Raw genomic sequence first — 13735 nt, 5'->3', positions numbered from 1 at the left:
GACTGACCCACTTCAGGGGGTACGGTCAATGTCCGGTTGGTGTTTTCCTTTTAGCCGGAGTTCGGTCACCGGTGGTGCATGGCGCCGTTAGAGTCCTGTTTCATGTGCTTGGCGGTTTTGCCCTGCTGATCTTGCTGTGCCTGGGGCTGACCGCGTGGCGGTTGTCGCAGGGCCCGATTTCACTGAGTGCCTTGACCCCGTCCATGGAAGACGCAGTCAACGTTGACGGTGCACCCTTGCGGTTGCGGCTGGGCGACGTGCTGGTGGCATGGTCCGGCGGCGATCACCCGTTAGCCTTGCAGGTGACCGGCGTCCGCGCCGAAGACAGCAACGGCACCCTGGTCGCCAGCCTGCCCGAAGCCGCCGTCGAAGTCTCCCCCCGCTGGCTGATCCGCGGACAGCTCCGCCTGCGCAGTCTGGATATCGTCCGCCCGCACCTGAAACTGGTCCGGGGCAGCGATGGCGCGGTCAATCTGGGCCTGTTTGCCCAGCCCAAGGCCGACCCGGCCAGTCTGCCCCCCGAGCCAGACCAGCGCGGCAATGACATGCTGGGCATCCTGCTGGCCGCCCTCGCTGGCGACACTGAAAAGGCCGGTCCGCTGGCCGAACTGCGACGGGTACGGCTGGTTGACGCCGATGCGGAAATCGAGGATCGCCAGCTTGGCGTCACCTGGCACGTCCCGCAAGCGTCAGCCGATCTGCAGCGAGAAGGACAGGCGGGGATTGCCCTGACCGCCTCGATGGCGGTTGACATCACTCCACTGGCCGGGCAACCCGACCCCGACCCGTTGCGCCTTGATCTGCAAGGCCATTATGTCGCCGCCACCCAGTCCCTGACTCTTGATCTGAGCATGGCCGGGATCGAGCCCAACGAATTCGCCGAGGTTCTGCCCCAACTGGCTCCACTGGCCGGGATCGACCTGCCGCTGGGGGGCACCCTCAGCGCCGCCCTGACCATCACCCCACAGCACCTGCGGCTGGACCGGCTGGCTGCCACCCTGATCGCCGATCATGGGCAGGTCCACTTGCCTGCGGAAACCGGCGTCGGAGCCGATTACACCGTCAAGGGGCTGGAGCTGGCCGCCCATGCCGAGGCCCAACCCGGCCAGGACCTGCTGGATGTGGCCGATCACCCGGCGGCCCTGCGTGAACTGGCTCTCAGCAAACTGAACATCCTGCTGACCCCACCACAGGGAACAGGCACGTCGCGCGTCTCGGTCACCGCCCATCTGCGCCCCGCCGATGCCGGTGGCCTGCAAGGGCAGGTGATCGCAGAAACCGAAGCCGTGCCGGTGGCAGCACTGGCGGCATGGTGGCCGCAGGTGGTGGCCCCCAACCCCCGCGACTGGGTGATCACTCACCTGCGCGATGGCATCGCCGAAAAAGGTCGCTGGGATCTGGCCCTGAAGGGGGCGGACCTTGCCAGTCTGGAACCGGTTCACCTGAAAGGCCTGCTGCATGCCACCGGCATGACCGTCGATTATCTGCCCCCGATGCCGGCGGTGCGCGATGGGGTGGCCGATGTCGCCTTTGCCCTCGACACGCTGGACATCACCGTCCACAGCGGTGCGGTTCCCTTGCCGGGGCAAGAGCCGTTGCAGGTGCAAAAGGGGACAGTCCTGATGACCGGTCTCGATGCTCCCGAACAGATGACCGACATTTCCCTGCAAATCGACGGTGCCCTGCCCGCCGCCCTGATGGTGATCGACAGCCCGCCGCTGGGCTACGCCAGCAAGCTGGGCCTGAAGCCTTCTCAGGCCCGGGGCAAGGCCGAAACCACCCTGCAGATGCGCTTTCCGCCACTGGCCGACCTGAAGCTGGACCAGATCGACGTCAAGGCCCATGGCAAGCTCAGCGGCGTCTCGCTCACCGGGGCGGTGTTCGGGCAGGACCTGACCGACGGCGACCTGACGCTGGATGTGGACACCAAGGCCCTGAATGCCAAGGGACAGGCAGGGATTGGCGGCGTCCCGGCGTCATTCGTCTGGAAAGAGGTCTTTTCCGGCCGCCCCTATCGCAGCCGCTACAAGGTCCATGCGGTGGTCGAGGAAGACAAGCGCGGCATTTTCGGCCTGACCTTCCCACCGTTTACCCCGCGCTATATCAGCGGCCCGGCCACCGCCGACATTGACCTGACGATTGTCAATTCCACCCTCAGCACCCTGCAGGCCGAGGTTGACCTGAAAAATGCCGGACTGAACATTCCCGGCCTTGACTGGCACAAGGCCGCTGGCACCCCGGCGCAGGCGTCGGTGGCGGTGCGGATGGCAGGCAGTTCGGTGCGCGAAGTCCCCAGCTTCAAGGTTACCTCGGGCGACAGGCTGGCGCTGGAAGGCCGGGTGGATCTGGACGAGAAAAGCGGCCTGCAACGGCTGGACATCAACCGGGCCCGCATTGATGCCAGCGACTTTGCCGGTTCGCTGACCCGGCAGGATGATGGCGGCTATCTGGTGGACCTGCACGGATCGGCCTTTGATCTGGTCCCGTTCATGCGCCGCAAGCCCGCTGCGACGGCTGCCGCCGGAACTCCTGCCAGCAAACCCGAGCCGGAGACTCTGCCACCGCTGACCATCAAGGCCCGCTTTGACACGGTATGGATGGCCGAAGACGGAACGCTGGACCTGATCGACGCGCAGGCCCGCCGCGTGGATGGCGTGTGGCGCTGGGCCGAGGTGTCCGGGCAGGTCGAAGGCAACGACAGCTTTCAGTATAGCCTGACCCCACGCACCAATCGCGGCACCCTGCCGGACAAGCGGTCTTTCAAGGTCGAAAGCAGCAATGCCGGGGGGCTGCTGCGCTCGCTGGGGATGCTGGGGACCATGCAGGGCGGCACCCTGAAGGCCTCGGGAACCGTCACCCCGGAAGGCATTTCGACCGGTACTCTCGAAATCAACGATTACCGGCTGGTCAATGCCCCCATTCTGGCCCGCGTCCTGTCGGTCGCCGCTCTGACCGGCATCCTCGACAGCCTGCGCGGCGAAGGCATCGGCTTTGACCACCTGACCGCGCCGTTTACCCTCAGTGATGATCTGCTGCTGCTGCGTGACTTCCAGACCAGCGGCGCGGCGCTGGGGATCACCGGCTCGGGCCGCGTTGACCTGACCCGCGATGAGGTCGATGTCGGCGGCACCGTCGTGCCCGCCTATGCCGTCAACAGTCTGGTAGGCAAAATCCCCCTGCTGGGCGGTCTGTTGTCCGGCTTTACCGAAGGCGGCGGCCTGATTGCCGCCACCTACAGCGTGCGCGGCAAGATCGAAGAGCCGGACATTTCGGTCAATGCCCTGTCGGCACTGGCACCGGGGTTCCTCAAGACCCTGTTCGGGATGGGGGAACCGGATAAACCGGTTCCCGAGTGATCCAGAGACGTCAGCGACGCTCGGCGACGATCTCGGTGCGGGCAATCCGCCGCAACGACACTTCCAGCCGCGCATCGGCACGGGCGATTTCCATCAGCGCATCACGGGTAAAGTTGATGTGCGCCTCGGCAGCGATGCGGGCGGCCTGCGGGTCGCCATTCATGATCGCCAGATAGACGTTGCGGTGCTGCTCCAGCAACAGCTCGCGCACCCCTTTGCGCAGGTACAGCTTGGCGCGATTGTAAAACACGTCATTGCGCAGCATGTCGGACAGCGAGCGCATGATGTGCAGCATCACCACGTTGTGCGACGCCTCGTAGATCGCCAGATGGAAATCGGCATCGGAGTCGGCTTCGTGGGTCGGGTCTTCCTCGCCATGGGCCTGTTCCATCCGCTCGAAACACTCTTTGAGAACATCGCGGTCAACATCCGTCCCCCGCAAAGCGGCGAGATAGGCCGCAGAGCCCTCGACAATGGCGCGAAATTCCAGATACTCGAAGGTGGTTTCCGGATGCTGTTGCAACACCGTGGATAACGGCGTGGTAAAGCCCTCTCCCAGCAGGGGGGCGACGTGCGTTCCGCCGCCCTTGCCGGAATAGACCAGCCCCTTGCGTTCCAGCTTGTCCAGCGCCTCGCGCAGGGATGGCCGGGAAACATCGAACTTGGCCGCCAGTTCCCGCTCGGGCAGCAGGCGCTCGCCGGGGCGCAGGCTTCCTTCCAGAATCAACTGCTCCAGATGATCGGCGATGGTATCGGCCAGTTTGGCCGGGCGGATAGGATCGGTCATGACAGCACACCGTACAACTGGGAAAGACGGGACAACCGGGGAAAGCCCCGCCGAAAAACAACACGGGGTTTATGGGGTATGGCGACCCGGTTTGTCTAGACCGGGGCCGGTGGAAAATTAAAATGACTGCATTTACAATATTGGTAAAAAAAGTTATCCAATCAAGCATGCTTTGGTCCATTCTCTTGGAGATGTTCGCAGATGTCCAGGCCCATCCGCAAGCTGCTGGTCGCCAACCGCGGCGAAATTGCCATTCGTATCTGTCGTGCCGCCACCGAACTGGGCATGTCCACCGTGGCGGTCTATTCGCAGGAAGACCGCTTTGCCCTGCACCGCTTCAAGGCGGATGAGAGCTATCAGATCGGCAAGGGCAAAGGCCCGATCGAAGCCTATCTGTCGATTGACGAAATCGTGCGGGTGGCGGTGGAAACCGGTGCCGATGCGGTGCATCCCGGCTATGGCCTGCTGTCGGAAAACCCCGAGTTTGCCGATGCCTGTCGCGCCGCCGGGCTGATTTTCGTTGGTCCCAGCTCGCATGTGATGCGGGTGCTGGGCAACAAGGTCGCCGCCCGTCAGGCCGCCGTACAGGCCGACGTTCCGGTGATGCCCGCCACCGGCCCGCTGCCCGCCGAGATGGATCAGTGTCTGGCGATGGCCGCCGCCATCGGCTATCCGCTGATGCTGAAGGCCAGTTGGGGCGGCGGCGGGCGCGGCATGCGGGTGGTCGAAGGCCCCGAGACGCTGCCCGATCTGGTCGCCACCGCCCGCCGCGAAGCCAAGGCCGCCTTTGGCAACGATGAAGTCTATCTGGAAAAGCTGGTCCGTCGCGCCCGTCACGTCGAAGTGCAGATTCTGGGCGACAGCCAGGGCAATCTGGTCCACCTGTTTGAACGCGACTGCACCGTGCAGCGCCGCAACCAGAAAGTGGTCGAACGTGCTCCCGCTCCGTACCTTGATGCCGGGCAGCGGGCGGGTCTGTGCGATGCCGCCCTGCGGCTGGCGCGAGCCGTACGCTACGAGAACGCCGGGACGGTCGAATTCCTGATGGATGCCGACAGCGGCCTGTTCTACTTCATCGAAGTCAACCCGCGCGTCCAGGTCGAACACACCGTCACCGAAGTGGTCACCGGCATTGATATCGTCAAGGCCCAGATCCAGATCGCAGGCGGCGCGCTGATCGGCTCGGCGGAAACCGGCGTCCCGCAGCAGGACGGCCTGCGCCTGAACGGCCACGCCATCCAGTGCCGCATCACCACCGAAGACCCGTCAAACAACTTCATCCCCGACTATGGCCGCATCACCGCCTATCGCGGGGCCAACGGCTTCGGGATTCGTCTGGACGGCGGCACCGCCTTTTCCGGCGCGCTGATCACCCGCCACTATGACTCGCTGCTGGAAAAGGTCACCGCCTGGGCGCCGTCGCCGGAAGAGGCGATCAAGCGCATGGACCGCGCCCTACGCGAATTCCGCATCCGTGGGGTGGCGACCAACCTGACCTTCCTTGAGTCGGTCATTGGTCACCCGCTGTTTGCCTCGTGCGCCTACACCACCCGCTTCATCGACGAAACGCCCGAGCTGTTTGCCCATCAGGCCCGCAAGGACCGCGCCACCCGCCTGCTGAAGTTCGTCGGCGAGGTGATGGTCAACGGCAACCCCGAAGTGGCCGGTCTGAAGCACCCGGCCCACATGCCGGTCTGCGAGCCCCTGCCCTATCCGGCCAGCGAGCCGCAGGCAGGCACCAAGCAAAAGCTCGACGAGCTGGGGGCCGAAGGCTTTGCGCGCTGGCTGCGCGACCAGCCGCAGGTGATGATCACCGACACCACTTTCCGCGATGCCCATCAGTCACTGCTGGCCACCCGCGTGCGCAGCCATGACCTGCTGGCGGTGGCTCCGGCCTATGCCCGCCTGCTGCCGAACCTGTTCTCGGTCGAATGCTGGGGCGGGGCAACCTTTGACGTGGCGATGCGCTTCCTGAAGGAAGACCCGTGGGAACGGCTGGCCGGGCTGCGGCAGGCGATGCCGAACCTGCTGCTGCAAATGCTGCTGCGCTCGGCCAATGCGGTCGGCTATACCAACTACCCTGACAACGTGGTGCGCTATTTCATCGAACGCGCCGCCAAGGGCGGGATCGACGTGTTCCGGGTGTTCGACTGCCTGAACTGGGTCGACAACATGCGCTTTGCCATCGACGCGGTGCGCGAAACCGGTGCCCTGTGCGAAGCGGCCATTTGCTACACCGGCGACATCGGCAACCCGGCCCGCTCAAAGTACGACCTGAAGTATTACGTTGATCTGGCCAAGCAACTGGAAAAGGCCGGAGCCAACATTCTGGGCGTCAAGGACATGGCCGGTCTGGTCAAGCCGCGTGCCGCCGCGATGCTGTTCAAGGCGCTGAAGGAAGAAGTCGGCATTCCGATCCACTTCCACACCCACGACACCTCGGGCCTGTCGTCGGCCAGCGTGCTGGCGGCGGTCGATGCCGGGGTTGATGTGGTCGATGCGGCGATGGACGCGATGAGCGGCACCACCTCGCAACCGCCGCTCGGCTCGCTGGCGGCGGCGCTGAAGGGTCATCCGCGCGATCCGGGGCTGGATCAGGAAACCCTCAACCGCGTCTCGGTGTACTGGGAACGGGTGCGGGCGACCTATGCCCCGTTCGAGGCCGATATCAAGTCCGGTACCGCCGAAGTCTATCTGCACGAAATGCCCGGCGGTCAGTACACCAACCTGCGGCAACAGGCGCGCTCGCTGGGGATCGAGGAAAAGTGGGATCAGGTGGCCCACGCCTATGTCGATGTCAACGAGCTGTTCGGCGATATCGTCAAGGTGACGCCGACCTCGAAGGTGGTCGGTGACATGGCGCTGATGATGGTCACCAGCGGCCTGACGCCGTCGGATGTCACCAACCCGGACAAGGAAATCGCCTTCCCGGATTCAGTGGTGCAGTTGTTCCGTGGCGAGCTGGGCCAGCCGCCGGGGGGCTGGCCTGCTGACCTGCAAGCCAAGGTGCTGAAAAGCGTGCAGCCGTTCACCGACCGTCCGGGCGCGATCATGCCGCCCGCCGATCTGGCCGCTGTGCGCGCCAAGGCCGAAGCCGCCGTCGGTCGCCCGATCAGCGACGACGAACTGGCGTCCTATCTGATGTACCCCAAGGTGTTCACCGACTTCGCCGCCCATCTGCGCGACTATGGCGATGTCTCGACCCTGCCGACGGCGGTGTTCTTCTACGGCATGCAGCCGGGCGAAGAAGTCGCCATCGAGCTGGAACGCGGCAAAGCCCTGATCGTCCGCCTGCTGGCGATCAGCGAGGCCGACGAACAGGGCCGCCGCAAGGTGTTCTTTGAACTGAACGGCCAGCCGCGCACGGTGCAGATTGCCGACAAGGCCGTCGCCCCGGCCCGCCCGGCCCAACCCAAGGCCGAAGACGGCAACCCGGACCACGTTCCGGCCCCGATGCCGGGTCTGGTGGTCAGCATCGCCGTCACCGAAGGCCAGAAGGTCGAAAAGGGCGAGCTGTTGCTGTCCCTCGAAGCGATGAAGATGGAAACCGCCGTCCGCGCCGAACGGGCCGGAACCGTCAAGCGCATCGCCGTCACCCCCCGCCAGCCGGTGGAGATGAAGGACCTGCTGATCGTGCTGGAATAGGCAGGCTGCCGCCCGCACCCGCTTGGGGGCCAATGCCCCCAAGCCCCCATTTTTCTTTGATTATCAAAGAAATGGGGGCCGTTCCGCTTCAAGACCGAGTATCCGCCACCGTCGCGGCAATATCAGCGATTGACCGGAACAGGATCAACGGATCATCCTTTGTGGCCATAAAGCCACGTCGCCGCCAGAACCGGGCGGCCTCGTCATCAACAGCATTGACCATCAAGGCCCGGCCACCGATCAGACGCGCAGCAAGAACACACCGCTGAAGGGCATGTTTCACCAAACCGGTGCCAATTCCTTGCCCGGCCCAGGCGGTATCCGTCGCAAGTTGTCCGAGCAGCAGGCAGGGCACAGGATCAGGTGGTTGTCCGGTGCGGATCGAGCGCGGCAAAACAGCAGGAACCACCGCCGTCGGTGCCAGTCCATAGTACCCGACAACCCGCCCGGCGTCGTGAACAACGATAACCGCCGTAAACCCCTTGAGCTGATTGGACAAGGCGCGCGTTTTCAGCCAGTGGTCAAGCACCGGCTTGCCGCAGGAAAATGCCGAAACATCATGGACTGCGGTGAGGGTTTCCGGAACAGATAAAGCCACCGATCAGCCCTTCGGCTCGTAACCGGCTTCCCACGGAGCGGGCCGACGGAGCACATCCGCCATTTCGGGAACGATCGACGGGGGCTGGCAGAGGACTTCCATGAAATCGGCAAAGCCCTCGGGGCTCATACGGATCAACCCCTGCTCCATCACCACCTCCTCGGCGGCGCGCACAGCAGCGTCGCGGACAAACTCGGTGCGGGAACGACCGCGCAGGGTCGCAGCACGGTCAATCATCGCAACGTCTGCCTCGGGCAGGCGCATCGAGATCGGATATTCCTTGCGTTCGACAGTGGCGGCCATGGTTCTCTCCTTGGGCACAGGATAGCAATCTGTAGTGCCAAATGCAATATATCACTCTCGATCCTGCGCCCCTCCTTGTCATGATAAGAGAGGCACAAAGAAACAGTATCGTGAGGCGTTATTCCCGAACAAATTTAGACGGCATCCCACTCTTATGGCGTCACTGTACTCTACTTTGCATCTCCATATTCGGAAAATACCTACATATGCAAAATAATACAAACGAAGCTCCGAGCTTTTTCACTTCACTGAAGCATGAACTCCATTACATAAATGCGAACGCCTTGCATAAACATGTAAAATATTTTTCTACTTGGTAAAATAGACACAGAATTTCAATGCTGGATTTTGCAAATACAACATTTACAATCACAGCAGATCATTTCGTCCACTAGGAGGAGTTCATGCATGGCCAAGGGCAAACATATCATCAATCCGGTTAAAGGGACACTAGACAAGGTCTCGACGGCCCTGGTTCAGGCTGGCCCGCCTGCGCCAAAGGAAATCAGTCTTTCTCCAAATAGAATCAACATCTTATCATCAAAAGCAACCACTAAGGAAATCAGTCAAGTTCAAGGTAGCCTAGACCTTGGAATTGAGGTGGATGCCGAGTTCGGCGAAATCGGTATGGGTGTACTTTCCGACGGTACCCCATACCTCAATCAACGTGGTCTCGCAGCCCTCTGCGGAGTTCAGAATGCGCACATTGGAACAATAAGTAGCCAGTGGAACGAATTAGATATAAAGCCACGCATCAAGGCGATCAAGGATATACTTGAAAAGTCAGGTTCCTCCATTCCATATCCCCACATCGAAGTCATACACAAAGGGCGCGTTCACTATTGCTATCCAGCAGAAATATGCCTCTCCATACTAGAATACTATGCATTTGATGCAGGAGTGAACTGTCAGACCGAAGCACGAAATAATTTTCGCCTCCTTGCCGGGTCAAAACTCCGCGAACTCATCTACAGTCAAGTCGGCTATGATCCAAGCGGAGCCCAGAGTAAGCGCTTTAACAAGTGGCATGAACGCATTGCACTCAATTATCACTCAGCTCCAAAGGGTTATTTTCACGTCTTCAATGAGGCACACACAATAATATATGAATTAATCGTCGCAGGTGCAAATATAGATGAAAAATTTGTTGTTGATATATCTATTGGATTACATTGGTCTAAATACTGGGATGCAAATAAACTTGAACATGAGTTTGGAATACGCAGAAAATATGCTCATCGCTATCCGGATGATCACCCTCAAGCAAAATCGAATCCACAGGAGTCGTGGTGTTACCCGTTGGCATCTCTTGGGCACTATCGAGAATGGCTACAAAATGTATATCTAGAAGGTGGTAAATTCGCAAAGTACCTTGATGGCAAGGTGAAGCAAGGCGATTTGCCCCCATCAATAGCACAACTAGCGATGTCAACCTTAGTTCCGCCACAAATCGAAGGGCCAAAGCAGTAACCAGCTCACGCAAGAGCAGCTACCCGACTCAACGAGTGTGCACCTGCGACTTTTTTGCTAAAAAGGCATACAGCCCACCGAAAACGGGGGAGCCGCCCATCAACGGCTCCCCCGTTTTTCTTGAACCAGCCTTACGCCGGTTCGCTCACCTGCGGCAGGCGGGCCAGACTGTCGGCCAGCAGGGAGTCTTCGTAGGTCAGGTCTTCCAGCTTGCCGCCAAAGAAATCGGTGTAGGCCTGCATGTCGAAATGACCATGGCCGGACAGGTTGAACAGGATCACCTCGGCCTTGCCCTCGGCCTTGCAGCGCAGGGCTTCGTCGATGGCGGCGCGGACGGCGTGGCTGCTTTCCGGGGCCGGAACGATGCCTTCGGCGCGGGCGAAAGTCACCGCCGCTTCAAAGCACTCAAGCTGCTGATAGGAACGGGCTTCGATCAGACCCAGATGGCGGGCCTGACTGACCTGCGGGCTCATGCCGTGATAGCGCAGGCCACCGGCATGCAGGCCCGGCGGCATGAAGTCGGCACCCAGCGTGTACATCTTTGACAGCGGGGTCAGGTGGGCCAGATCGCCGTAATCATAGGCAAAGCGCCCACGGGTCAGCGTCGGGCAAGCCGCCGGTTCCACCGCCAGCAGGCGGGTTTTGGTGCCCTCGCGCAGGTTCCGCCCCAGATAGGGGAAGGCAATCCCGGCAAAGTTCGAGCCACCACCCGCGCAGCCGATCACCACGTCCGGCTCGTCACCGGCCATTTCCATCTGTGCCATTGCTTCCTGACCGATGATGGTCTGGTGCAGGCAGACATGATTCAGCACGCTGCCCAGTGCGTACTTGGTGTCTTCGCGCTGAACGGCCATTTCGACCGCTTCGGAAATGGCGATCCCCAGCGACCCGCGCGAGTCCGGGTCCTTTTCCAGCACCGCCCGGCCTGCGCTGGTTTCCACTGACGGGCTGGCGACACAGCGCGCGCCATAGGTTTCCATCAGCGCCCGGCGATAGGGCTTTTGCTGATAGGACACCTTGACCATGTAGATGTTCACTTCCAGCCCGAACAACGAGCCAGCGAAGGCCAGGCTACAGCCCCACTGACCGGCGCCGGTTTCGGTGGTCAGCCGCTTGACACCCGCTTCCTTGTTGTAGAACGCCTGCGCCACCGCCGAGTTCGGCTTGTGCGAGCCGGACGGGCTGACGCCTTCGTACTTGTAGTAAATGCGCGCCGGGGTGCCGAGGGCCTTTTCCAGACGGCGGGCACGGAACAGCGGCGCCGGACGCCACTGGCGATAGATGTCCCGCACCGGCTCGGGGATTTCGATCTCCCGTTCGGTGGAGACTTCCTGCAGGATCACTTCACGCGGAAACAGCGGTTCGAGGTCCGACGGGCCAACCGGCTGGCCGGTCGCCGGATGCAGAACCGGTGCCATCGGCGGCAGGTCAGCCGCGATGTTGTACCAGCTTTTCGGCATGCGATCTTCGGGCAGCAGGTATTTGACGGTTTGATCGGACATCGGCGGGCTCCTGAGGGCATAGGGGGAAGGATGAACATCAGAAGCCCCTGTTTTACCCCTTATTTCTCAAGGGGAAAAGGGGGTGTAACAAGCGAACTGTCGATCGAAATGCGGATGGCATCATGCCGCCAGTATTCCTGATCGCAGTCGATGAGCCGCCCGTCCTGATCAAAGTTGACGCGCGAAATCAGCAGGATCGGACTGCCCTCGCCCAGCATCAACGCCTGCGCCACCTCGCCACGGGCTGCGGTCGGGATGATGTCAAAGCGCGAGCGGCCATAGCTCAGGCCATAGTGCGTTTCGTAAATCAGGGTCAGCGATTGCGTCAGGTCCATCGCCAGAATGCCGGGGAAGATCTCCGGCTTCAGGTAGTGGCGGACGAACAGCACCACCCGCCCGTCGATCCGGCGCAGGCGCTGGATTTCGTGCAGGCGCGACAGCGCCGGTAGCTCCAGCTCCTGACACAGGGCCGGGGTTGCCAACACCGTTTGCGCTGACAGCACCGCCGTTTCCACCTGTCGCTGCTGGGCGGTCACCATCTGGTGGAAGTGGGATTTGTACTGCGGATTGTACAGCAGACGCGGCGGGGCCACGAACCAGCCGCGCCGATCCTCGCGATAGATTTTCCCTTCCGCCTCAAGGGCCTGCAAGGCCTCTTTCAGCGTGATGCGGGTGGTGGCGAACAGCTCGCTCAGGTCGCGTTCAGACGGCAGCTTGTGGCCCGGACGCAGCAGACCACTGGATATCTGCTGCTCGATCGCCTGCCGGATCAGGGCCGCATGGGTAAATGCCTGTTCTGTAGTCATTTCTGGACTAGTCCATTTTTATGTCTATTTTTTCGGCAAAACGGTGTTAGCATCCGTCTTGTGCACACTGCCGCGTCTGTCGGGAGAATGCCAGAGAATTCCCGGTGCCCCGAAATGGTGCCACAAAAGGGTAACTTGTGTTGTTGGTTCACCTGCTGCTCACTCTTGATCGCCAAGGCCGGGAAACTGGCATAGTCCAAAGGATGAGACCCATGAACAAGGTAATGGCTGGCGTTCTCGCCGGCGTCCTGAGCCTGACGGCTCTGCAAGTCCATGCTGAATCCCTTGATACCCTGATCCAGTCAGCCAAAAAAGAAGGCACCGTCAACAGCGTCGGCATGCCCGACGACTGGGCGAACTGGAAAGACACCTGGGCACAGATTTCCTCCAAGTATGGCCTGACCCATCAGGACACCGACATGAGCTCGGCGCAAGAAATCGCCAAGTTCGAAGCCGAAAAGACCAATGCCACCGCCGATATCGGTGACGTCGGCCATGCCTTTGCCGCCGTTGCGGTGCAAAAGGGCATCACCCAGCCCTACAAGCCGACCACCTGGGGCGACGTTCCCGACTGGGCCAAGGACGCCGATGGTCACTGGATGCTGGCCTACACTGGCACCATCGCCTTCATCGTCAACAACCAACTGGTTCCCGACGCCCCGAAATCGTGGTCCGAGCTGCTGAAGGGCAAGTACCGCGTCACTCTGGGCGATGTCGGCGTCGCCTCGCAGGCCAACAACGGCGTACTGGCAGCGGCCTTTGCCATGGGCGGCGATGAAAAGAACCTCACCCCGGCGCTGGGCTTCTTTGGCGAGCTGGCCAAGCAAAAGCGCCTGTCGCTGAACAACGTCGATATCGCCAATCTGGAAAAGGGCGAAATCGAAGTCGGCGTGCTGTGGGATTTCAACGCGCTCAGCTATCGCGACAAGATCGACCCCAAGCGCTTTACCGTGCTGATCCCCTCTGACGGCTCGGTGGTGGCGGGCTATACCACCATCATCAACAAGTACGCCCAGCATCCGAATGCCGCCAAGCTGGCCCGTGAGTACATCTTCAGCGACGAAGGCCAGATCAATCTGGCGCGCGGCTATGCCCGCCCGATCCGCGCCAACGTCACCCTGCCCGCCGATGTGCAGGCCAAACTGCTGCCCGCCTCGCAATACACCTCGGTCCACCCGATCAAGGATTTTGCGGCGTGGGAAAAGACCTCCAAGGCCCTGCCCCGCCTGTGGCAGGAACAGGTGATGGTCAACCTGCAATAAAGGATC

The 13735-nt window shown here is 61.5% G+C and carries 9 protein-coding genes; 4 read left to right on the top strand and 5 right to left on the bottom strand.

What is annotated here, in order from left to right:
* Positions 1-71 precede the first annotated feature (71 nt).
* The gene (locus BW995_RS00100) at positions 72-3356 is read left to right on the top strand and encodes a YhdP family protein (protein ID WP_076397897.1); all 3285 of its coding nucleotides are present in this window, start codon (positions 72-74) and stop codon (positions 3354-3356) included.
* A 10-nt stretch (positions 3357-3366) separates the two neighbouring features.
* Here BW995_RS00100 and BW995_RS00095 read toward each other — a convergent pair whose 3' ends face one another.
* The gene (locus tag BW995_RS00095) at positions 3367-4143 is read right to left on the bottom strand and encodes an FCD domain-containing protein (protein ID WP_084194456.1); all 777 of its coding nucleotides are present in this window, start codon (positions 4141-4143) and stop codon (positions 3367-3369) included.
* Positions 4144-4344: 201 nt separating this feature from the next.
* On the opposite strand from BW995_RS00095, the gene BW995_RS00090 reads away from it, so the two are divergent.
* Positions 4345-7788, top strand: a complete 3444-nt coding sequence (locus BW995_RS00090; RefSeq protein ID WP_076397896.1) for a pyruvate carboxylase — start codon at positions 4345-4347, stop codon at positions 7786-7788.
* 88 nt (positions 7789-7876) lie between these two features.
* Here BW995_RS00090 and BW995_RS00085 read toward each other — a convergent pair whose 3' ends face one another.
* Together BW995_RS00085 and BW995_RS00080 are read right to left on the bottom strand one after the other, a co-directional pair.
* Positions 7877-8386 (bottom strand): GNAT family N-acetyltransferase, encoded by a 510-nt coding sequence (locus tag BW995_RS00085; RefSeq protein WP_076397894.1) that lies wholly within the window; start codon positions 8384-8386, stop codon positions 7877-7879.
* Positions 8387-8389: 3 nt separating this feature from the next.
* A complete protein-coding gene (locus BW995_RS00080) occupies positions 8390-8689 on the bottom strand; it encodes a type II toxin-antitoxin system TacA family antitoxin (protein ID WP_076397893.1) in 300 nt (99 codons plus the stop codon).
* Between the two features lie 408 nt (positions 8690-9097).
* On the opposite strand from BW995_RS00080, the gene BW995_RS20345 reads away from it, so the two are divergent.
* Positions 9098-10159: a hypothetical protein gene (locus tag BW995_RS20345; RefSeq protein ID WP_139332697.1), complete on the top strand. Its 1062-nt coding sequence runs from the start codon at positions 9098-9100 to the stop codon at positions 10157-10159.
* Between the two features lie 131 nt (positions 10160-10290).
* Here BW995_RS20345 and BW995_RS00070 read toward each other — a convergent pair whose 3' ends face one another.
* A complete protein-coding gene (locus BW995_RS00070) occupies positions 10291-11661 on the bottom strand; it encodes a TrpB-like pyridoxal phosphate-dependent enzyme (protein WP_076397891.1) in 1371 nt (456 codons plus the stop codon).
* 59 nt (positions 11662-11720) lie between these two features.
* Entirely contained in the window at positions 11721-12467 is a 747-nt protein-coding gene (locus tag BW995_RS00065; RefSeq protein WP_076397890.1) for a UTRA domain-containing protein, read from the bottom strand.
* 212 nt (positions 12468-12679) lie between these two features.
* Between BW995_RS00065 and BW995_RS00060 the strand changes: the two genes are divergently transcribed.
* A complete protein-coding gene (locus BW995_RS00060; RefSeq protein ID WP_076397888.1) occupies positions 12680-13729 on the top strand; it encodes an ABC transporter substrate-binding protein in 1050 nt (349 codons plus the stop codon).
* The last annotated feature ends 6 nt before the right edge of the window (positions 13730-13735 follow it).

Origin of the sequence: Insolitispirillum peregrinum (assembly GCF_900156605.1) — a bacterium.
GTDB lineage: Bacteria > Pseudomonadota > Alphaproteobacteria > Rhodospirillales > Rhodospirillaceae > Insolitispirillum > Insolitispirillum peregrinum.
Note: the sequence above shows the minus strand (reverse complement) of the source record. Positions and strands in the feature narration are given on the sequence as shown.

Coding starts and splice junctions, on each gene's coding strand:
- BW995_RS00070 (WP_076397891.1), bottom strand. CDS start 11,661: ATGTCCGATCAAACCGTCAAATACCTGCTGCCCGAAGATCGCATGCCG.
- BW995_RS20345 (WP_139332697.1), top strand. CDS start 9,098: ATGGCCAAGGGCAAACATATCATCAATCCGGTTAAAGGGACACTAGAC.
- BW995_RS00060 (WP_076397888.1), top strand. CDS start 12,680: ATGAACAAGGTAATGGCTGGCGTTCTCGCCGGCGTCCTGAGCCTGACG.
- BW995_RS00065 (WP_076397890.1), bottom strand. CDS start 12,467: ATGACTACAGAACAGGCATTTACCCATGCGGCCCTGATCCGGCAGGCG.
- BW995_RS00080 (WP_076397893.1), bottom strand. CDS start 8,689: ATGGCCGCCACTGTCGAACGCAAGGAATATCCGATCTCGATGCGCCTG.
- BW995_RS00095 (WP_084194456.1), bottom strand. CDS start 4,143: ATGACCGATCCTATCCGCCCGGCCAAACTGGCCGATACCATCGCCGAT.
- BW995_RS00090 (WP_076397896.1), top strand. CDS start 4,345: ATGTCCAGGCCCATCCGCAAGCTGCTGGTCGCCAACCGCGGCGAAATT.